20 protein-coding genes, 1 tRNA gene and 1 pseudogene are annotated in these 19,892 nt (G+C 45.1%); 5 read left to right on the top strand and 17 right to left on the bottom strand.

Annotated features, from left to right (window positions below; translation table 11 throughout):
* Positions 1-5 precede the first annotated feature (5 nt).
* The 10 genes from QZ209_RS11430 to gltX form a co-directional block, all read right to left on the bottom strand.
* On the bottom strand, positions 6-263 hold the full coding sequence (locus QZ209_RS11430) for a hypothetical protein (protein ID WP_294347995.1): 258 nt from the start codon (positions 261-263) through the stop codon (positions 6-8).
* 9 nt (positions 264-272) lie between these two features.
* Positions 273-779 carry a hypothetical protein gene (locus QZ209_RS11425; RefSeq protein ID WP_294347993.1) on the bottom strand — a complete coding sequence of 169 codons (507 nt, stop codon included), beginning with the start codon at positions 777-779 and terminating at the stop codon, positions 273-275.
* Entirely contained in the window at positions 731-1,171 is a 441-nt protein-coding gene (locus QZ209_RS11420) for a hypothetical protein (RefSeq protein ID WP_294347991.1), read from the bottom strand. The genes QZ209_RS11425 and QZ209_RS11420 overlap by 49 nt, the downstream gene beginning before the upstream one ends.
* 63 nt (positions 1,172-1,234) lie before the next feature.
* Positions 1,235-1,705 (bottom strand): hypothetical protein, encoded by a 471-nt coding sequence (locus QZ209_RS11415; RefSeq protein ID WP_294347989.1) that lies wholly within the window; start codon positions 1,703-1,705, stop codon positions 1,235-1,237.
* The gene (locus QZ209_RS11410) at positions 1,702-2,082 is read right to left on the bottom strand and encodes a hypothetical protein (RefSeq protein ID WP_294347988.1); all 381 of its coding nucleotides are present in this window, start codon (positions 2,080-2,082) and stop codon (positions 1,702-1,704) included. The genes QZ209_RS11415 and QZ209_RS11410 overlap by 4 nt, the downstream gene beginning before the upstream one ends.
* Before the next feature lie 88 nt (positions 2,083-2,170).
* Positions 2,171-2,437, bottom strand: a complete 267-nt coding sequence (locus QZ209_RS11405) for a hypothetical protein (protein ID WP_294347986.1) — start codon at positions 2,435-2,437, stop codon at positions 2,171-2,173.
* Between the two features lie 23 nt (positions 2,438-2,460).
* A complete protein-coding gene (locus QZ209_RS11400) occupies positions 2,461-3,132 on the bottom strand; it encodes a hypothetical protein (RefSeq protein ID WP_294347984.1) in 672 nt (223 codons plus the stop codon).
* 200 nt (positions 3,133-3,332) lie between these two features.
* Positions 3,333-4,610, bottom strand: coding sequence for an integrase arm-type DNA-binding domain-containing protein (locus tag QZ209_RS11395; RefSeq protein WP_294347981.1), 1,278 nt, complete (start codon positions 4,608-4,610; stop codon positions 3,333-3,335).
* 199 nt (positions 4,611-4,809) lie between these two features.
* Positions 4,810-4,882, bottom strand: a tRNA-Phe gene (locus tag QZ209_RS11390).
* Between the two features lie 181 nt (positions 4,883-5,063).
* The gene (gltX, locus tag QZ209_RS11385; protein WP_294347979.1) at positions 5,064-6,626 is read right to left on the bottom strand and encodes a glutamate--tRNA ligase; all 1,563 of its coding nucleotides are present in this window, start codon (positions 6,624-6,626) and stop codon (positions 5,064-5,066) included.
* Between the two features lie 714 nt (positions 6,627-7,340).
* Here gltX and ftsH point away from each other — a divergent pair.
* The 3 genes and pseudogenes from ftsH (at position 7,341) to QZ209_RS11370 (ending at position 10,061) form a co-directional block, all read left to right on the top strand.
* Positions 7,341-9,320 carry an ATP-dependent zinc metalloprotease FtsH gene (gene ftsH, locus QZ209_RS11380; RefSeq protein WP_294347977.1) on the top strand — a complete coding sequence of 660 codons (1,980 nt, stop codon included), beginning with the start codon at positions 7,341-7,343 and terminating at the stop codon, positions 9,318-9,320.
* A gap of 34 nt (positions 9,321-9,354) precedes the next feature.
* Positions 9,355-9,723 (top strand): annotated as a pseudogene (locus QZ209_RS11375) (sulfite exporter TauE/SafE family protein); the annotation flags it as partial.
* Positions 9,724-9,761: 38 nt separating this feature from the next.
* Positions 9,762-10,061 (top strand): HU family DNA-binding protein, encoded by a 300-nt coding sequence (locus QZ209_RS11370; RefSeq protein WP_294347975.1) that lies wholly within the window; start codon positions 9,762-9,764, stop codon positions 10,059-10,061.
* Between the two features lie 155 nt (positions 10,062-10,216).
* Here QZ209_RS11370 and QZ209_RS11365 read toward each other — a convergent pair whose 3' ends face one another.
* From QZ209_RS11365 to mtaB, 4 genes are all read right to left on the bottom strand, one after another.
* Complete coding sequence (locus tag QZ209_RS11365) at positions 10,217-10,603, bottom strand: hypothetical protein (RefSeq protein WP_294347973.1); 387 nt, start codon at positions 10,601-10,603, stop codon at positions 10,217-10,219.
* Positions 10,604-10,759: 156 nt separating this feature from the next.
* Positions 10,760-12,244 carry a sodium:proton antiporter gene (locus QZ209_RS11360; RefSeq protein WP_294347972.1) on the bottom strand — a complete coding sequence of 495 codons (1,485 nt, stop codon included), beginning with the start codon at positions 12,242-12,244 and terminating at the stop codon, positions 10,760-10,762.
* A gap of 4 nt (positions 12,245-12,248) precedes the next feature.
* Positions 12,249-12,782 carry an adenine phosphoribosyltransferase gene (locus QZ209_RS11355; RefSeq protein ID WP_294347970.1) on the bottom strand — a complete coding sequence of 178 codons (534 nt, stop codon included), beginning with the start codon at positions 12,780-12,782 and terminating at the stop codon, positions 12,249-12,251.
* A 79-nt stretch (positions 12,783-12,861) separates the two neighbouring features.
* Positions 12,862-14,205 carry a tRNA (N(6)-L-threonylcarbamoyladenosine(37)-C(2))-methylthiotransferase MtaB gene (gene mtaB, locus QZ209_RS11350; RefSeq protein ID WP_294347968.1) on the bottom strand — a complete coding sequence of 448 codons (1,344 nt, stop codon included), beginning with the start codon at positions 14,203-14,205 and terminating at the stop codon, positions 12,862-12,864.
* A gap of 363 nt (positions 14,206-14,568) precedes the next feature.
* Between mtaB and QZ209_RS11345 the strand changes: the two genes are divergently transcribed.
* A complete protein-coding gene (locus QZ209_RS11345; protein ID WP_294347967.1) occupies positions 14,569-15,033 on the top strand; it encodes a hypothetical protein in 465 nt (154 codons plus the stop codon).
* 325 nt (positions 15,034-15,358) lie between these two features.
* Here QZ209_RS11345 and rodA read toward each other — a convergent pair whose 3' ends face one another.
* Entirely contained in the window at positions 15,359-16,585 is a 1,227-nt protein-coding gene (rodA, locus tag QZ209_RS11340; protein ID WP_294347965.1) for a rod shape-determining protein RodA, read from the bottom strand.
* 350 nt (positions 16,586-16,935) lie between these two features.
* On the opposite strand from rodA, the gene era reads away from it, so the two are divergent.
* Positions 16,936-17,856 (top strand): GTPase Era, encoded by a 921-nt coding sequence (gene era, locus QZ209_RS11335; protein ID WP_294347964.1) that lies wholly within the window; start codon positions 16,936-16,938, stop codon positions 17,854-17,856.
* Positions 17,857-17,865: 9 nt separating this feature from the next.
* On the opposite strand, the gene QZ209_RS11330 is transcribed toward era, so the two are convergent.
* Positions 17,866-18,039 carry a hypothetical protein gene (locus QZ209_RS11330; protein ID WP_294347962.1) on the bottom strand — a complete coding sequence of 58 codons (174 nt, stop codon included), beginning with the start codon at positions 18,037-18,039 and terminating at the stop codon, positions 17,866-17,868.
* 22 nt (positions 18,040-18,061) lie between these two features.
* The gene (rpsA, locus tag QZ209_RS11325) at positions 18,062-19,837 is read right to left on the bottom strand and encodes a 30S ribosomal protein S1 (RefSeq protein ID WP_294347960.1); all 1,776 of its coding nucleotides are present in this window, start codon (positions 19,835-19,837) and stop codon (positions 18,062-18,064) included.
* Between the last annotated feature and the right edge of the window lie 55 nt (positions 19,838-19,892).

The following is a 19,892-nucleotide window of genomic DNA, read 5'->3' as shown; positions in this document are numbered from 1 at the left end:
TTCTTTTACTGTTTCCGAGCAAGGCGTTTTTCGTTCAGCATCTCTATTTTTGCAATGCCTTGCTCTGTAAAAACCACGGTTCGGTCAAGCTTAAACCAATCCCTTTCTTTTCCTTCCTCGTTCACACCCTGTTCGAGCTTGGGGCTATTCTCATATTTTATACCGTTTTTGATCTGCTTGTACCCTCTACACCATTCTCTGAGCGTTTGCCTATTCAGGCCATATTGTGCAAGCACTTCTTTTTGTGTTACGATTTTAACCATATAGCCCCTTTATTTTGCAAGAAAAACCTGTGTAGAAACAGCATCCCGGATCATAGTTTCTTGAGAATATCGCTGTAGCAGCAGGCCAATTTCTCTCTCAATCCCGCTTCGCCCAGCTTGTTTTCTGCAGGCCGTCTTGAGCTCCTGCGAAAACGACACACCGACACTCCTGATAACATGCAAGATCCCTGTGCTGGCATCAACGAGGTAGAGATTTACTACGTTGCCTGGTGTGTCACACCAGTTTGTGGCATCTACTGCGATTTTCTCATAATCAATAGACACATCGATGGTAAATCCGCTTTTAAAATCAAAAATGAGAAACGGAATATCTTTACTTATGAACAAGGACACTTGAAATTCTCCCGTCCTGAAAGCTTTGATCTCGCTTTTTGCGAGACCATGTAATGATACCAGAACATCAAAAAATCCCTCGTTTGGTATCGCTACAGTGATTTCCTGCCCGGTCAGGTATTTTTCGAACGGGAATCTTTTTCCAACTGCAAATTTTTCCATTTGAACGCTACGTCTTTCATGAACTCATGGTGTAACCACTGACCCATGAGTTTATTTATATGCTTGTTGACCGGTCTTTTTTTTCGTTTCCACTCACCGGTTTCCGGGTTAAGCACGAAATACCGAACCCCGGCACCGGTGTACCTGAGCTTTTCCTTACCATCTGAATCCTGTAGTATAACCTCTGCCCCGTAAGTTACGGGGGGAAGCTCATATCTATAAAGCTTGTTGCCGACTTTGAATTCTACTTTTTCCATATTGAGAAAATAAAAAAAGTTGTAAATTACTCCTGAAACGAGATTATAATCGTACTCATTGAGAATTGAAACAAACTTACTCGTTTCTCTGCGAAGCTTTACGCTTCGTCTTATAATCGTACCAGCGGACGGCATAACTCCCCGCCGCAATGGAGCCGGATAGGGGAAACCTGATTCCCGGTTAAGAGTTAAAGACCCTCATACGAGGGTCTTTTTTTTCTTCCGCCCTGCGCCTTTTCTTCTTCCTCCTTTGCCCATCCTCTTCGGGAAGGATAAGGAGAGTAATTTCGCAATTTCAGGTGTCCATTTCACACCGAGATGCTCACAGACTTCCTTTGCTGTGAGCCCTTGGTTCACATAGAGGTTTTCTATGTGTTTTACGATTTCTCGATGTGATGCTGATAGTTGCTGATAAAGCAATTTTTTTTGTTGTACGTCATCGCTGAACTCGGCGACTTGCCAGCTTTTGCGGGCAAATCCGAGATTGCGCAAAAGGCGCCGGACGGCAACGGCTGATTGTCTAAAAGCTTCCTTGCCGTCGTACTGCAAGAGGATTATTCTTATTTCTTGCAGTACATCATCAATGCACTCGGGCGGAAGTAACCGGTTTAGTCGTGTTTCATACCTTCGCAACGTATGAAACACGGTTTCTGCGTTCAAACTTTTCATAGCGACGCTCCTATTGAGCTTTCAATCAGCGCGATCCCGGCTGCTTCCGCCATCTCTTCGTAGTATGTGCCGTCCGGCGATGGACGGTCCGAAAAGATAACCTTTGTAGTTCTTCTCCCTTCGTATTCGTGCTCGATTACTCGCACGAATACTTTTGCTGCCTCTTCTTCAGCTTGAAAAGGCGGAAGTCCGTTTTCTTTGCCCCAGTATATCCGAAGCATAACCCCTTTCCGTGTTTTTGCTTCGACCCAGCCAGGTCCAGCAAACGTATATTTTTGAAGCCGAGCGCTTAATTCGCCTTCGGCGACAAATGCCACGACCGCCAAGTCATGTGTCGATGGCGTACTTGTCTTTTTAATATTTAGATTTTGCATCATGATAGCCCCTCTCATTTTTTATTGCGTTTTAATCTGAACAATGCTCAATGAGTGCGATTAGATGCCCCGCCGGAACGGGGCTGTGTTGTTATTTTACTTCTTTGTAGCCAAGATCAGCGAGCACTTGCCTTACTTCTTTGTAGCCAAGATCAGCGAGCACTTGCCCAATGAGAAGCGCGTGAATTTTATTTCCTGGTTGCAATTTATCCTCAACCGCTGATAACAATTCAGTATCAGCGGGATCGCGCAACAACACAACTAAACTATCCTTAACGCTCTTGCCGAACCGCACTGTTGTGCGATAAGGAATCTGGCTCGATGTCTTCCTTTCAAATATTCTTTCTATTGTTCTCATGATATCCTCCGTGTTTGCTGTAATTACATTCTTATACCTTCGTAAGCATAACCCAGCTTTGCAGCAAGTTTAAATGCCTGCACTTCGATTTCGTCAACAGCAACCCACTGCTCCCCTTCGCAGTAACTGCGGTCGTAACCGTACCCTGTCGCCGTTGGATGTTCGCGACGATACTTCTCCTTCACCTCGTCATCTTTAAATGTGTACGGGTTTTTTTCAATAAAGTTTTCGATATTCAGCATAATCCCGCCACTGACAGGTGATACAGGATTCAGCACTCGACCGAAGTCAAAAATATTCCTATCACTGAAAACGAACTCCCGTCCACTTTCTTTGTGTGTGATGCGATATTCCCAAGCTGGCGTAGGGCCATCCTCATCATACGAAGTATGTTTTCCCATCACCTCAAATACATATCCCTCTTTTTCCGCCTCTTGCTGCTTCTTCAAAAGCACTTGCTTTTCCTGCCGTACCTTTTCTTCTTCTGCTGTGATGACCTCATATTTACCGGAACCATCAGCTCGGCTGTTTTCACCCCACCGAATACAGTATTTCTCCAGTTGAGGCAAATCGGCCTTCTTCACAATCCCTTTTTTATCATCTATGAAAGCTTTCATTTCCTCGAAGCCATCCAAACAAGCTGCTGTCTTATCAAAAAACGGGCGATAATTGCCGCCACTGAGCTTCTGAATCACACATCCCTTATAATTTATCGCGTTCGGAATTCTCGTTATTGTTTTTCCCTCTTTTGTTACGATAGCTGTTGCTGTTGTCATGATGTGCTCCGTTTTTTTGGTTATTCCTTCATCCTTCTACTTACAATATACCCCTTTCTCGTGCATCATGCAAGAGAAAAAGACAAAAAAAAGAATAATTTTTGGAATATTTTTTACCGCTATTTACCGTTTGCTTTCACCTTATCGAGGTAATCCGCCCACTCCTGCATCATGCGAGTACGCTCATCAAGGTGCTGGGTGCGGTTGTAGGCCGTACCGAGGCGGTCCGGGACGCGGTGGCCGAGCTGGGCTTCGATCGCGTCAGGGGAAAATCCAAGCGTTTCGTGCAGCATGGTCCGGGCAGTCGCTCGGAACCCATGGCCAGTAATGGTTTCACGATCATAGCCCATCGTCCGTAAAGCGAGGTTGACCGTATTTTCGGACATCACCCTCGATGCAGCCCGCCCCGGGAAAACATAGGGACTGCTCGAAGTAAAAGAGTATAGTTTCCGCAAAACCTCGACAGCTTGACGAGCAAGCGGGACCGTATGCACCTGACCTTTCCGATTTGCCTTTTCCTTGAGCGTCAGCTTCATATCCTCCATCGGCAACAACCAGACCTGCTTTTCGAGATCGATATCCGCCCATTTCGCGTTACGCAACTCCCCAGGACGAACGAATAGCATCGGGGCCAGCATTAAAGCACATCGAACCACGTGTGACCCGGCATAATTATCGATATCTCGAAGCAGCTTGCCAAGCAAAAAAGGATCGAGAATTGCAGCCATGCTCTTTTTTCGTGGCTGCTTGAGCACTTTGCCAAGACCTGCAGCCGGATTGTTTTCAACCTCGGGAACACCACTCACAATCGCAAAGGTGAACACCTGCCCGATGATCGTCTTGATGCGGTGTGCAGACTCATACGCTTGCCTCGCCTCGACAAGCCTCAAAGTCTCGAGAACGTCCTTCGTTGTAATGTCTGAAATGAGTTTGCTGCCGATTGGTGGAAAGACATCCCTTTCGAGCCTTGACAAAACCGTCCTCGCATGGCCATGTGTCCATTCCGTCTGTGCGATTTCGAACCACTGCCGGGCGACTCGCTCAAAAGTGTTGCTCTTAACTTCCTGTTCTCGCGCTACAACAGCCTTCTTGAGCTTTCTTTCCTTCTGCGGGTCTCTTCCATCGGCAAGCATGGCTTTCGCTTCCTTACGGAGCTCTCTGGCCCTTGCAAGCGATACAGCAGGGTATGGACCGAACGACATCAAACGAGATTTGCCCTCGAATCGAAATTTGAAACGCCAATATTTTGACTCAGGCAGAACCTTGCCGGTCTTTGAATATTTTTTTTCCGATATGTAGAGGAACAGACCTCCGCCGTCGAAAAGGGTGATCGGCTTATCAGCAGCTTTTTGGCTCTTGATCTTCGTTTCGCTAAGAGGTACAACCTGCCTGGCCATAGGGATATATTTTACTCGATTTTAGGTATACATTTTCGAATTACTCAACATGCTGTTTTCGTTGTATACCCGAAAATATACCTAAAACAAGTATACCTTAGCAAACTTCGGTAGACTCCAAGAAACTCCAGAAATGAGAAAAGCCCTGTAAATACAGGGCTTCAGAGGCTTTATGATACATTTATAGACTTATGCAGGGTGGACAGAGAGGGAATCGAACCCCCGACACAAGGATTTTCAGTCCTTTGCTCTACCAACTGAGCTATCTGTCCTCAAACGTGACTGCCAATATAAGGATCACCGGGAAATTTGCAAAAAGAAAAGGAAAAAAGTGATTGGGAAACGGAGCCTTGGCAACATTCCGCTTGTTTGAGGATGACAAAAAAAAGCATGCAGAGCCACCATTCAAACTTCCTATTACCCATTTCCTATTGCCCTAGTACCAACCTTTTGCTAGTCTCTGACAACAACGCCTCTCGAGTTCAATCCTGGATCGTTCCGTTTCTGTACCTTGACCTTATCGATACCGTTCCTGAGCCTCCGTAAAACGGTTTCTTTTCCAAAAACTTCCAGCATGTGATACAAGCTTGGACCGAATCCGACACCGGAGGTGAGTATTCTCATAGGATGAATCAGAAAAGCCGGTTTCTTGCCTTTACGCTTTGCAAAATCCTTGAGGGTTGCCTCGAGGTTATCTGCACTAAAATCATCGGTCTCGTCAAGCACACCAATGAACTCCCTGAGAACATCATTGGTATCCGTCACCCAGCGCTTCTGAACAGCCTTTTCATCATACTTCTCGGGATCGAAAAAGAAGTAACTTGAAAAGGTAATCATTTCAAGCTCGAAATTGACCCGTTCCCTCATCAGCTCTACGACCTGAGCGAGGTACTCTTCACTTGCAATCCGATCGACATTCATGTCGGTACTCTTTTTCTCCAGCTCAGCCTGTAACAAAGGTGTGATAGCACGTATGATCTCCTCCTGAGGACGGGCCTTGATATACTGTTTTTCAATCCAACCAAGCTTTTCCACGTTGAACACAGCACCGGCTTTTCCAACTCTTTCGAGGCTGAAGGTCTGCTCGAGCTCATCGAGGCTGTATACCTCTCTCTCGCAGCCATCACCTTCGTTCCATCCAAGAAGAGCCACGAAGTTAACGATTGCCTCGGGGCTGTAGCCCTTCTTGATGAAGTCCTCAACCGCTACATCTCCCTGCCGTTTGCTGAGCTTGGAACGGTCAGGATTGAGCAAGAGAGGCAAATGGGCTGCTTTGGGCGGCTCCCAATTGAAAAATTCATACAGCAAAAGATGTTTAGGCATTGAAGAAAGCCACTCTTCGCCCCGGATAACATGACTGATTTCCATGAGATGATCATCGATCACGCTTGCGAAATGATAGGTAGGAAAGCCATCCGACTTCATGAGAACCTGATCGTCAACAGTCGCAGAATCAAATTCGACCGGCCCACGAACAATATCATCGAACATGATGGAAATATAGTCCGGCACTTTCATACGAACCACATAAGGCACACCGTCATCCAGTTTTTTTTTGATCTCGGTTTCAGGCATCGATCCCCCCATACTTTCAGGGAGCCATTTACGGTTATATTTCGGCTGCAACCCCTGTTTCATCTGAAGCTTACGGTTTTCTTCCAGCTCATCGGCTGTTGAAAAACAATAATATGCGTTTTTCTGATCCAGAAGCTGCTGACAGAACTGCTGATAGATACCAAGCCTTTCGGACTGCACGTATGGCCCAAAATTGCCTCCATGCACAAAACTTTCATCGGCGACAATACCGGTCATTGCAAGCGTATTCATCAAACTCTTATCGGCGCCCTCGACTTTTCTTGCCTGATCGGTGTCTTCGATTCTCACAATGAAGTCGCCGTTCATTTTTCTCGCATAGAGATAGTTATAGAGAGCTGTACGCAATCCACCTACATGGAGATACCCTGTGGGCGATGGAGCAAATCTCGTTCTTACCCGCTGACCTGGAGTTGTTTGCATAATGACGTTAAACTATAATACTATTGACTTGGGAGCACCTCCATATCGATTCGTGTTACAGAGCGTCCCGATGTAATGTTTTCCGGTATGTAAAGGCAAGGAATTTAAAAAAAAGTCCCTGTTATTCCTATAGCGCACAATACAGTGGGATCTGTCACCGGCCCTCGAAAAAACATTGTAGTCCACGGATTGTACAAAGCTTTAACAACTTTAAGCTATTAGAGTAACATTCAGTCCACGAATTTGCACGAATAAACACGAATTGAATGAATCAGCGAATTGGTTTTCAGCTTGAGCTTAAACAACAATTCACCGGAAGTTCGGCTTTCGTGCATCGATGATGAAACCGCTGTTTCAAAACCGGCGAAAGAAGTATCGCCGATTACGGTAGTGATGTATTTCCAATTCAAAAAAAATTTTTTGCCGTAATTGGCTTCACCGTCCTTGATTTTCGAAAAATCTCAGCTTTGTACCGACTGAAGCCCTTGTGCGCTGTCGATTCGATGTAAACCGGTCTGCAATGAACCGATTCTTTTTTTTACTTCGTGAAAATTCATGCTAATTCGTGTTCGGCACAATGTGTGAAATTTAGTTTGCATGGAATCACGTAAATGGATATATCGAAATAAACTTTTAATGTTCGGACAGAGTTGTACTTTTAATTACTTTAAAAAAGACAAGTTACCTTGACATTTCAACAGAATACCGATACAAATGGCCGATAAAGAGAGCAAAAAGCGTCAAACGCCAAACAAATTCAAGCCAGTGAAAGATCAGACTCCGGAATCCGGAGGATGGTTTGGAAGCGGAGGAAACGCAGAAGGCTCGAAAGAACGATTCCCGAGGATATTGATCTACATCATGCTGTTCCTTGTTTTCATTTTTGTTTTTCAGAGGTTTTTTGTCCAGGATGATTCGAGGGAAATCTCCTACAATGAATACCGTAAAGTGCTTGGTCAGGATCAGCTCGTCTCACTGACAATTGAAACCGCTCCCGATAAATCCGCTTTATTACGAGGTGTGTTGAAAAGTCCGGCAACACTTCAGCTGATCGATGGCACTGCAATGCAAGTTGACCGGTTTTTCACCAGAATTCCGGAGTTTTCGATTGAACAAGCAGACATCCTCGCCGAAAAAGGCATTGAAGTCAAGGTTCGCGAAAGCACCAATGACTTCAACAACTTCCTTATTTTACTTGCGCCGTGGCTTATTTTCGCTGCTATCTATTTTTTCATTTTCCGTCGCATGTCCATGCAGAATGGCGGAGTTCAGAAAAATATTTTCGCTTTTGGCAAAAGCAGAGCCAAACTGATGAGTGATTTCGACGTCAAGACCACGTTCAAAGATGTGGCAGGTGTTGACGAAGCTGTCGAGGAACTGAAAGAAACGGTCGATTTCCTCATGAGCCCGGAACGTTATCAGCAGATAGGCGGAAAGATTCCCAAGGGTGTTCTCCTTCTTGGACCTCCGGGTACCGGTAAAACGCTCCTTGCCAAAGCCATTGCCGGAGAGGCGAAGGTTCCGTTTTTTTCCATATCCGGTGCGGACTTTGTCGAAATGTTTGTCGGAGTCGGAGCAGCCAGGGTCCGTGACCTGTTTGAAACGGCGAAGAAAAACGCCCCTTGTATCGTCTTCATCGACGAAATCGATGCGGTAGGAAGAAGCCGCGGAGCAGGACTTGGCGGTGGGCACGATGAACGCGAACAAACCCTCAACCAGCTCCTGGTGGAAATGGACGGCTTCACCACCAAAGACAATGTCATTCTGATTGCAGCGACGAACAGGCCGGATGTTCTGGATACGGCATTGCTGAGACCGGGCAGGTTCGATCGTCAGGTCACGATAGACAAACCCGACATTCGCGGCAGAGTCGCAATACTGAAGATTCACTCTCGTAAAACCCCTCTTGCGAATGGTGTCGATATCGAAAAAATAGCGCAGAGCACCCCTGGTTTTTCAGGAGCCGATCTTGCAAACCTTATCAACGAAGCCGCTCTTCTTGCATCCCGCGGAGGCCGCAAGGATATTTCTGTGGATAATTTCGAAGAAGCCAGAGATAAGATACTGATGGGCCCTGAACGAAGAAGCATGTACATCTCCGAAGAGCAGAAAAAAATCACGGCTTATCATGAGTCGGGCCATGTACTTGTGGCAAAGTTCACCAAAGGTTCCGACCCGATTCACAAAGTAACCATCATACCCAGAGGACGTTCTCTGGGGCAGACCGCCTACCTTCCTGAAGAGGATCGATATACACAGGATCGGGACAACCTGATTGCCATGATAACCTATGCTCTTGGCGGAAGAGCGGCCGAAAAGCTTATCTTCAACCAGACCAGTACCGGGGCGGAAAACGATATAGAACGTGCCACGGAAATTGCAAGAAAAATGGTTCGCAACTGGGGAATGAGCGAAAAACTTGGACCGATTAATTATGGAAACGGCCACAAGGAGGTATTTCTTGGCAAAGATTATTCTCACGTTCGAGAGTATAGCGAAGAAACCGCTTTGCAGATCGATGTGGAGGTACGCAATATCGTGATGGAATGCATGGAAAATGCGAAACGGATTCTTTCCGAAAAAAAGAATCTCCTCGATGCACTCGCTACGGCCCTGATTGAAAAAGAAATTCTTAACAGCGAAGAAATAGACGCGATCATAGAAGCGGGGGGCGGCATGGCATCCGCCTCATAAGTACTCAACCAAAAATTTTTCAACGAGAAAACAGGTCATGCAGATAGTCTGGATGTTACTTACAGGATTGGCGGCAGGGGTGCTTTCCGGCATGTTCGGCATAGGTGGTGGCCTGATCATCGTACCTGTACTCGTGCTGGTCATGGGCTTTACCCAGCATACAGCAAACGCAACATCCTTGATAGCACTTCTTCTTCCTGTCGGCCTTCTTGGCGTATTGGAGTATTATCGAGCGGGAAAAATAACACCTGAGCATATCTTGTTTGGCCTTCTTATTGCGTTGGGGCTTTTTGCCGGAGCATTTCTGGGAGCGAAAATAGCGACCTCCCTGTCAAATGAGGTACTTCGAAAAATTTTTGCTGTATTTGTAGGAATTGTTGCAGTAAGAATGTGGTTACAATAAATATTGGTAACGTTATCTAACCTTAGAACTTAAGCGCCATGGGAAACACAACGACAAAAGCAGATCTCGTTAATACCATCTCTCACAGAACCGGACTGACCAAGCATGAAACGGAATCAGTGGTTGATTGTCTTTTTGAAAGCATCATCGATTCATTGAAAACCGGAAAAAGAATCGAGATAAGAGGGTTTGGATCGTTCAATATTCGTTATAAAAACCAAAGACAGGCACGCAACCCCCGTACCGGTGAAAAGGTTTCAGTTGACGCCAAGAACGTCCCCACGTTCAAGATATCCAAAGAGTTCAAGCATGCAGTAAGCCAGAGCCTCAAGGTTTGACTGTGAAACATGCCACCCATTAAAGCAGGAACGGAATAGCCTGTATACAAAAGACAGTGAGGAAAGGGATAAAGAGCAGGGGATGTACCAAGAGAAGAGAGAGGAAGGCCTTAACCGTGTGTTTTAAAACATGCCTTCCTCGTCTCCATTTTTTGCTATAAATAAAACGGGTCTTCAACCAGTTCGAAATCAAGAGTATGTCTGTTCGAAAAACAGACCTTGATGTAGTGCCTGTTTTCTTCATCAAAAATATTCGCCCCTTTTTCTGCCGCCTGCAGGATGATATGCCCTTTGCTTCGACCGAGTTCTTTACGGAGGTCCCCCCCTTTTTTAAAGACAAGGTTGGTATACTGCTCACCTTCACGGACAGCCAAATGGCCATTCCCCTCACTGAAGTCGGTCAAAAGATCAGGCACGGCAAGAAGTGACATTTCCTTTCCGATCCAAACACTGAGCAATTCAAGGTGAAAAGGCAGGTAGACCGAATTCCTGAAAATCATCCCTTTTTCACCATCATGTATTGACTGGACAAACCCTTTCATAAGTGTAGGTATTAGGTTAGATATTTTTCTTTTGTCTGCTCCGAGTATGCTCTGTGTAACAACACCATATTACACAGGGCATACTCATTGTTCGCAAGCAAGAACTCAATTCACCAGTCCAATTCTTTTGCCTTGCCCTTCAGTCTTTACAGCAATTTAAAAATTGAAAAAAACGAACCATATGACTGTAAACACAGGAATCAGTATAGGCAAAGAATACTTGTAGACATACTCGACAAAACTCGGGACATCTACATCGGCTTGTTCTGCTATATTTTTAACCATAAAGTTCGGCGCATTACCGATATAGGTTATCGCACCGAAAAATACAGCCGCTACAGATATGCCAAGAAGATACACATCCGAAGGAACATCGGACGCAATGGGGGAAGGAATACCGTCGGCGAAGCTGCGAACAGCCTCGACAGACCCAATATCCGATCCGAATTTACCCATTGAACCTGCAAGAAAGTTCAGATACGTCGGCGCATTGTCAAGCACCCCCGACAAGGATCCGGTAAGCCAGTAAAAGCGTGAAACAGAAAATTCAGCCGCGTGTGACTCGGCATACGCCCCAATAAGCTCGAGAGCAGGAATCATGGTGGCAAAAATCCCGATGAAGAGAAAAGCCACTTCCTTTATCGGTTCAAAATTGAATTCGTTACCTTTCATCGCTTCCTGATCGGCCGTTTTGTATGCAGCAAACGCTACGGCAAACATAATGACTTCACGGATTCCGAAAGGCACGTGAAGCATATGCTGAAGGCTTGGAAAACCCGATATGACAGCCGGATCCATAAACACTGCCACAATGATTATCGCAAGAAAAATAAAGCTCCGGGCTCCCTTTATTTCAAGAGCTTTTCCGGTCTGCTGCTCAAACCCGTCAGGCACGGTTCCTTTTCCGGCCATGGTATCCATCACCATGAAGATCCCGAGCAAAACGAGTATCGTCACCAGCCAGATATGCCATACCTCTTTCAATATCCAGAAAAACGGAACCCCCTTGAGAAAACCGAGGAAAAGAGGTGGATCACCGATTGGAGTCAAACCTCCTCCGATATTGCTGACCAGAAAGATGAAGAATACGATATGAAAAGGCTTCAGACGCCCTTCATTGATACGCATATACGGCCGGATCAGCAGCATGGACGCTCCTGTTGTACCGATAATGTCTGCAAGAATAGCTCCAAAAAAGAGCAACCCCCCATTCACAAGCGGCCGGCCACGACTCCCGATTTTGATGAGAATTCCTCCAGATGCAATAAAAAGCGATGAAATGAGAGCGATGAACGAGATGTACTCTTCAAGAGTATGCAATAAAGCATGCGTACCGTGATCCATGAAAAAGCCGTAGAAAACGGCAACGATCGCCCCCAGTCCCACAGCAACCTTCGGGTAATGATGCTCCCAGAAATGATGATAAAACAAAGGTCCGGTAGCGATCATCAGAAGCAAAATAACGAAGGGAATAACCATCCATACCGGAGGAAGGTGCATAACCTCTTCAACTACGTGACCCGCAACCTCATGTCCAGCAGCTGTAACCTCAGAAGCAAAAAGGTCCGCACTGAACCCGAAGGATAGTACTACAAATGCAATAACAAAGAAGAACAAAGAGCGTAACCAAAGATATTTCATATTTCTATTCCCCTTCAAACTCTGTAAGACAGAACAGGTTGTAGCCTTTGCCTTCAAGTTTTTTCTGTCCGCCAATGTCTGGAAGGTTAACGATAAACGCCATCTCCGCTATAACACCGCCAACCTTCTCGACAAGAGCACCTCCAGCAAACGCGGTTCCTCCGGTAGCAAGAAGATCATCAACAAGCAAAACACGGGTACCTTTTTCAAAAGCGTCGATATGCATTTCAACCTTGTCCGTACCATATTCAAGCTGATACTCCTGATCGACGACCTCTCCGGGAAGCTTACCCGGCTTTCTGATCGGAACAAATCCCTTGCCGAGAGTGTAGGAAAGCGCTCCTCCAATGATAAAACCTCTTGCCTCCATGCCTACGATCATATCAAAATCAACCCCGTTTTCGAGGTAGTGCTGTGTGAACTGGTCAATCACAAGCCTGAAACCTACCGGATCCTTAAGAAGAGTGGTAATGTCACGAAACATGATTCCTTTCTTGGGATAATCGGGAATAGTACGGATACGTGATTTAATAGCCATTGGAGTAATTATTTAGACAGGTTAACAAGTTACAGAACAAACCTCTCAGCGAAACGCAGATATTCCTGGCAAAAGGCTACTAAGTTACAAATCTACCTTCTAAAATCAAATCCTCTCCCATACTTTCGATCAAAACAGTCCTGCTACGTCCAACAAACTCCACAGGGTCACAACTGTCATTTTCTTTGACGCTCACTCGTAAATAATTTTCGGAATATCCGGAAAAGACAGTGCTTCCGCTTGTTGCAGTTTCAAGCCCCTCGAGCAGCACATCGAGGGTCTTTCCTACATATCGAGAGGTAAACTCCCGCTGTTTTTTTTCAGCGAGATCAAGAAGAAGCCTACTTCTTGAACGAGCAGTCTCAGCATGGACCTTCTTACACACACCTGAAGATATCTGCCGGGCAAGCGTCGTCCCAGGCCTGAGAGAACATGGAAAAACATGCAGGTACGCAGCAGGAAGAGTTTCCAGAAACCTGAAGGTGGCCTGAAAATCTGCCTCAGCCTCGCCTGGATACCCGGTGATAACATCCGCACCTATCGCACAGCCGGGTATCGCTTCGACAGCCTTCAGAAAACGTTCCCGATAACCCGCTGTTGTATAGCGACGCCGCATGGCAATGAGAATAGTGTCCGAACCTGACTGAAGGGGAAGATGAAAGTGAGGCATGATCTTCGACGAAGAAGCAACCACGCCTATCAACCTGTCACTCAGAATATCAGGCTCGATGGAGCTTATCCTGATCCTGCCGACATCGACAGACTCCAATTCATGAAGCAATTCAACGATGGTAGCCGAACCGCTATGATAATCGGCAATATTGACACCTGTGAGTACAATTTCTCGATATCCTGCCTCTGCAAGTGTTACAGCATCGGCAATCACTCTATTCAAAGGCACGGATCGTGACCGTCCCCGTGCCAGGGGAATGGTACAATATGCACACCCATAATCACAGCCGTCCTGAATTTTCAGAAACGCCCTGGTCCTCCCTAAATTCTTGTCATATACCAGAGAATGTGCCGGTGCAGCCTCTTTTATATCCCAAGGAGAAGCTGCATCGATGTAGACAGCTTTACGACAATCTGTTATATATTTTTGAACGTTGAACTTCTCTTCAGAACCGAGAATCACATCAACGCCATGAATATTCTCCAAACGTTCAGGATTTAGCTGAGCATAGCATCCAATAGCAGCAATCCTGCTCTTCGGATACTTTTTAATCATCTTTCTAATGTGTTGTCTCGACTTTTGAGCAGCTTGCCCTGTGACCGCACAAGTATGTATAATTACAAGATCCGGCTCTTCATTTCCAGATGATATTTGCCAACCGTTCTGAACAAAACTTTCCAGTATTGCCGATGTTTCAGCATAGTTTAGCTTACAACCAAGCGTCTTTACATAAACACGTTTTTTTTTCATAATCCACTCGAAATCACAAGCTTCGTAAAACGATCAAAAACAACAATCAAGAAGCATGCACACACATATATTTTACAGCACAGAAAACGATACTATGTATTATCCATTATTTGATTTCTTCGATCATTCAATTAATTCATGAAAGAAAAAAGAAACAAACAATCTCTTTCAGAAAGAACTCATCTTACTATCTTTTAATAACTTATTTTTTCTCAACCATGTCATTTTCTTCATTTTTTGAGATAGTCAGTAACGCTCGAATCACAAAAAACAACAAATATATTGCTTACACATTTCATTTCTTTTATATTAGTGATGTGTGAGCACAATTATATCAAAAAAACAACACTAAAGGCGCACGAAATGAACATCAACAAAAGAGATGTAGCAGCTCCCGACAAATATGATCTTTTTATCCAGAAGATCGATCAGTTTCAGTCACTCGTTGAAAAAAAGAAAGAACTACAGGAATCTATTACGCAAATACAATGCGAATATGAAGAAAGAATTCGACCAATACAAGACGAGCTTACTGTTATCATAAAAAAGTTGGACCAAAACCTTTCAAGGCTTGAATCCGGTACCGAGGCAACAACAGCGAAAGGAGGATATACCAAATATGGCAGAGGCCAGCTCGGTGAAGCAATCAAGGAACTCTTGCGCACCAATCCATCACAAGCATTCAAACCCAAAGAAATTGCGGACGCCTTGAACACGAAAGGAACAGCTGTCAGCCTTTGGTTCAATAAATACGGTATTGCAGACGATGAAATCGAACGCATTCCGTCAGGTAAAGGCGGCAAGAGATTTGTCTATAAAATAAAATAAAGTCCTTCCTTCATAGCACCTGTTCCTTTATAGTAAACACGAGAGGTTGCCTCGAAAAGGCAGCCTCTCGTATTATATACAGGCAATCGGTAGTAACGTCCCTTTTCTTGTCATCCTCGGGCTTGACCCGGAGCTCCATGAGCGTCCCTGTTTCTCTCCATGGATGCCGCATCGAGTGCGGCATGACTTCCCGCCAACATCCACATCCATTCCCTATTCCCCATTACCTACTATACCCATCCCCCTTCTACCCTTTTACCTTCTTACTTTTATTAAATGACGTCCGAACAGCAAGTGGGCTATCCATCCACTCAGCGATTCTATCTCAATACCCCAAATTTCTTTTGTTTCTGAAAAAGTTCAAGGCTAAACCCACCATAACCATATTACCCAGAAGTGATGAACCGCCGTAAGAAAGAAAAGGTAATGGAACTCCTATAACAGGAAAAAGGCCGATGGTCATACCGACATTGATCATCACATGAACCAGCCACAGAGAAACAAAACCGACAAGCGTAAGCTCGACAAACTTATTCTTGATAACACTGACTAGCCAGAGCATCCTCAGAAAAAGAGCGAGAAAAAGACTCAGCAACACTATACTACCAAGTAAGCCCATCTCTTCGCCAATCACACAGAAAATAAAATCTGTCCATTGTGCCGGAATAAAACGTAGTTGCGTTTGTGTTCCTTCAAGAAAACCCTTTCCAAACATTCCACCCGAGCCAATCGCAATTTTTGCTTGCAGTGCATTGTAACCCGCCCCCAGGGGGTCTGACATAGGGTCAAGAAAGGTCTGGATACGCTTCATTTGATGAGGTTGTAGAATATCTGCAGCAAAACGATATGTGAAAAGTCCGCCTGCCAAACCAGAAAGGGAAACAATGACCTGAGAAAAATGAAATCCCTTACGGATAAAAACAAGTAGTACAAAAACAATTATAGTAAGCGCAACCAGCATATATATGTTAAAAAAACCAATGACGGTAAGAAGAAAAGGAATTATCATCAAAAGAAGATAATACACATTGAAACCTGCCATAATCATTACAGGAAAGATAAATGAAAGATAGGTCAACGTCGTCCCCATATCAGGTTGAAGCAAGACCAGTCCCGCAGGTATCACAGCAATGGCGATAGCCAGCAGCACATCATTACGAGAGGTTATATCTGTATTGTCATTCGAGAGATATCTTGCGAGAGCAAGAATAGTGGTTACTTTTGCTATTTCCGATGGCTGTATACCGACAAATCCTATTCTCAGCCAACTTGTAGCACCTGAAACTTTTGTTCCAAAAAACAAGACCAATATCAGCAAAAATAAACCTGACAGATATAAAAAATAAGAGTACTCCATAATCTTCCGGCAGTCGATATAATAAACAATGGCCATGACGGCCAAACCTATCCCAAACCATATAAGCTGTTTATAAAATAAATCGATTGTCCCAACCCCATTGCTGGCACTATATATTGCAAGAAGCCCGAAAATCACAAGGCACACCATGAAACCAAACAACCATATATCAAGTTTGTTATAGCGATTAATCATATCGTTCCCGAGATAATAAGTCGAAATATTGTTGATTCATCTAACTTTTGAATGCTTCATTCAAAAACAAGAGCCAAATTTGATATGCTCTTCAAGCAAGCCATTTCACCTTTTTCACTATTCTTGTCATGAACACAAGATGGCCCATTTTCCATCTATACTGTTCCATGAAGCTTCATGGATCCCCGCATTGCACATCGAAATGATAAAAATCCACCACCCCCACTCTCTATTCCCACTACCACAACCACCTACTACCTATTCCCCTAATTCCCACTCCCTATTATTACCTCCATTACCATAAATTTTAGTATAGTATAACCATTCAACATGCATTCAAACCATCATTCATGCCGAATACAACAGTTTTTGCATGCGGGTACGCCGCTATTGTCGGTCCGCCGAACGCAGGCAAGTCAACCCTGCTCAATAAGCTTCTCAAGCATAAACTATCCATAGTAACACCAAAGCCGCAAACCACAAGAAAAAAAATAACCGGAATCTACCATAATGATCATTGCCAGATAATTTTTCTCGACACCCCCGGCATCATGACTCCCATGCAGAAATTGCATGAATCGATGCTGAAAACAACTCGAACGACCCTCAACGAAGCGGATGCACTCATTGCTCTGATTCCAGCATGCAAAAGACCCGAGCTGTTTGATCGTGCATTCACCAACATGCTTTTTGAAAAATGGCTCAAAGAGACAAAAAAGCCGGTGATCATGGCCTTGAACAAGTCCGACGTCCTTAACGCAACAGAGCGGAAAGAGGCACTGCACATTATCCAGGATCGTTGGCAACCGCAAAAAGCACTGGCAATTTCGGCTCTGCATGGAACAGCAACTGATACACTTGTCGATTGTTTACGACATTTCTTACCGCTCGATGCACCACTTTACCCTGACGATATCCTCAGCATCGCTCCTGAGCGTTTTTTCGTCAGTGAAATTATTCGCGAAAAAGTGTTTCTGCAATACGGGCAGGAAATACCGTACGCAACAGAAGTTGTCATCGATGAATTCAAAGAACAACATGAGAACACACCGGCGAAAAAGGATGTAATCCGTAGCTCGATCATCGTTGAACGCGATTCCCAGAAATATATTCTTATCGGAAAAAAAGGAGCGGCTCTCAAGAAACTCGGTATGGCGGCAAGAAAAGATATCGAGGAGCTTCTCGGTAGACCTGTCTTCCTGGAGCTGTTCGTGAAGGTCAGACCCGACTGGAGAAAGAAAAAAATAATGCTGAGAAGTTACGGGTATTGAGCGTCTCTTTCACGGACGGCATTGCCCCCCCGCCCCGTCATCCTCGGGCAAGCGAAGCGCGACCCGGGGATCCATCGGTATAGATACCTGAAAGATGTATGACGTAACTCTGTCACTGCCCGATTCCTTTTTCGTCATATGCAAAAAAGCCTCTTCCGGCAATCCGGAAGAGGCTTTTTTCATTCAGTGTTTCAGACGAATACCTTTATTCGCCACTTTTTTTCCCTTCTGCTTGTGATTGCGATTCCAGTTCTGCACTGGCATCTTCAATCTCTTTCTTTTCGTTTGGATGAGCCTTCAGATACTCTTCGATCTCTTCCTTGCTCTTGTCTTTGAAATACTCGAGCGCCGAAAGAATGATCCGCTTGTTCTCCTTGTCAAACTCTATCACACGAAGCGGTAACTCATCTTCAACCTTGAAGGAACTATGGATATCCTTTACACCACCCTGGAGCAGATGAGACACTGGAACGAAGCCATCAACATCTCCCGGCAGAATAACGATAACACCTTTCTCGATGATCTGGGATATCGTACCGGCACACTCCGAACCGACAGCATACTTCTGCTCGAATTCATCCCATGGATCAGGATTGATCTGCTTGTGACCAAGTGCTATACGACGAGCGTTCACATCGAATTTCAGCACTTTTACCTCGAGTTCCTGATTCTTCTTCACCAGTTCGCTTGGATGACGAATTTTCTTGGTCCATGAAAGGTCGGAAATGTGTACAAGCCCATCGACTCCTGGTTCAAGCTCAACAAAAACACCGAAGTCGGTAATATTGCTGACCGTACCTTTGTGAATCGAACCTTCGACATACTTCTCCGACAACGCAATCCAGGGATCCTCGTTGACTCGTTTCATTGAAAGCGAAAGTTTTGTGTGCTCTTTATCGATATTGAGAATGACACATTCCACTTCCTGACCGAGGGAGACAAACTGGCTCGGGTGCTTGATATGCTGTGTCCAGCTCATCTCAGAGATGTGAACAAGACCTTCGATACCTTTTTCAATTTCGACAAATGCACCGTAATCCGTAATCGATACGACACGGCCGTTTGTCTTGATGCCGACAGGATATTTTATTTCGATGTTTTCCCACGGATGAGGCTCGAGCTGCTTCATGCCGAGAGAAACCCTTTTGGTTTCTTCGTCAAAACCGACAACGACAACCTTGATCGGCTGATCAAGTTCAACAACTTCCGACGGATGGTTGATCCTGCCCCAGGTGATATCGGTAATATGCACAAGACCGTCAAGGCCTCCGAGATCGACAAAGATACCGAAATCGGTGATGTTTTTCACCGTACCTTCGAGCACCATACCGACCTTGATGTTGGCCAGCATCTCTTCGCGTTTTGCAGCATACTCTTCTTCAAGAATCACCTTGTGACTGACAACGATATTCTGAGTGACCGGATTGATCTTGACAACTCTGAAGTCCATGGTCTGTCCGACAAGAGCATCGAAGTCCCGAACCGGCTTGACATCGATCTGTGAACCGGGAAGAAATGCTTCGACTCCCGAGAGCGAAACGGTCATTCCACCTTTCACGCGGTTGACGATCTTTCCGTTTATAATGGTGTCGTTCTCGATCGAATCGTATATCTTATCCCAGATCCTGAGAACATCGGCTTTTCGTTTCGACAGAATAAGCTGTCCCATCTTGTCTTCGATATTCTCGAGATATACCTCAACCTCGTCCCCGACTTTCAGCTCTTCTTCATCCTTGAACTCGAGCTTCGATACGATACCCTCGGACTTGAAACCAACGTCGATGGTGACATCTTTGTTCGAAATCGCGACAATGGTTCCTTTGACGATCTCTTCCTCCGTGATCTCGTTGAGCGTGCTCGAATAGAGCTGCTCCATTTGATCGAGTTCCGAAGGTTCGTAATTCGCGAAAAATTTTACCCGGTGGTTTTTAGGGTTTGTTTCCGTTGCCTTCTGTTGTTCGATTGTTTGCGTTTCTGACATTAATTGTTTCCTTCCTCTCTTGTGAATGTTGCCCTTCGCCTCGAGAGATACCAGC

Source organism: Prosthecochloris sp., assembly GCA_015482705.2.
GTDB lineage: Bacteria > Bacteroidota > Chlorobiia > Chlorobiales > Chlorobiaceae > Prosthecochloris.
Note: the sequence above shows the minus strand (reverse complement) of the source record. Positions and strands in the feature narration are given on the sequence as shown.

Bases quoted from the DNA above. Each gene is read 5' to 3' on its own strand.
- QZ209_RS11365 (WP_294347973.1), bottom strand. From the start codon at position 10,603: ATGAAAGGGTTTGTCCAGTCAATACATGATGGTGAAAAAGGGATGATT.
- QZ209_RS11410 (WP_294347988.1), bottom strand. From the start codon at position 2,082: ATGATGCAAAATCTAAATATTAAAAAGACAAGTACGCCATCGACACAT.
- rpsA (WP_294347960.1), bottom strand. From the start codon at position 19,837: ATGTCAGAAACGCAAACAATCGAACAACAGAAGGCAACGGAAACAAAC.
- QZ209_RS11370 (WP_294347975.1), top strand. From the start codon at position 9,762: ATGGGAAACACAACGACAAAAGCAGATCTCGTTAATACCATCTCTCAC.
- QZ209_RS11330 (WP_294347962.1), bottom strand. From the start codon at position 18,039: ATGAAAAAAGCCTCTTCCGGATTGCCGGAAGAGGCTTTTTTGCATATG.
- ftsH (WP_294347977.1), top strand. From the start codon at position 7,341: ATGGCCGATAAAGAGAGCAAAAAGCGTCAAACGCCAAACAAATTCAAG.
- QZ209_RS11425 (WP_294347993.1), bottom strand. From the start codon at position 779: ATGGAAAAATTTGCAGTTGGAAAAAGATTCCCGTTCGAAAAATACCTG.
- era (WP_294347964.1), top strand. From the start codon at position 16,936: ATGCCGAATACAACAGTTTTTGCATGCGGGTACGCCGCTATTGTCGGT.
- QZ209_RS11420 (WP_294347991.1), bottom strand. From the start codon at position 1,171: ATGCCGTCCGCTGGTACGATTATAAGACGAAGCGTAAAGCTTCGCAGA.
- QZ209_RS11355 (WP_294347970.1), bottom strand. From the start codon at position 12,782: ATGGCTATTAAATCACGTATCCGTACTATTCCCGATTATCCCAAGAAA.
- QZ209_RS11345 (WP_294347967.1), top strand. From the start codon at position 14,569: ATGAACATCAACAAAAGAGATGTAGCAGCTCCCGACAAATATGATCTT.
- QZ209_RS11360 (WP_294347972.1), bottom strand. From the start codon at position 12,244: ATGAAATATCTTTGGTTACGCTCTTTGTTCTTCTTTGTTATTGCATTT.
- QZ209_RS11405 (WP_294347986.1), bottom strand. From the start codon at position 2,437: ATGAGAACAATAGAAAGAATATTTGAAAGGAAGACATCGAGCCAGATT.
- QZ209_RS11415 (WP_294347989.1), bottom strand. From the start codon at position 1,705: ATGAAAAGTTTGAACGCAGAAACCGTGTTTCATACGTTGCGAAGGTAT.
- QZ209_RS11395 (WP_294347981.1), bottom strand. From the start codon at position 4,610: ATGGCCAGGCAGGTTGTACCTCTTAGCGAAACGAAGATCAAGAGCCAA.
- QZ209_RS11430 (WP_294347995.1), bottom strand. From the start codon at position 263: ATGGTTAAAATCGTAACACAAAAAGAAGTGCTTGCACAATATGGCCTG.
- rodA (WP_294347965.1), bottom strand. From the start codon at position 16,585: ATGATTAATCGCTATAACAAACTTGATATATGGTTGTTTGGTTTCATG.
- mtaB (WP_294347968.1), bottom strand. From the start codon at position 14,205: ATGAAAAAAAAACGTGTTTATGTAAAGACGCTTGGTTGTAAGCTAAAC.
- gltX (WP_294347979.1), bottom strand. From the start codon at position 6,626: ATGCAAACAACTCCAGGTCAGCGGGTAAGAACGAGATTTGCTCCATCG.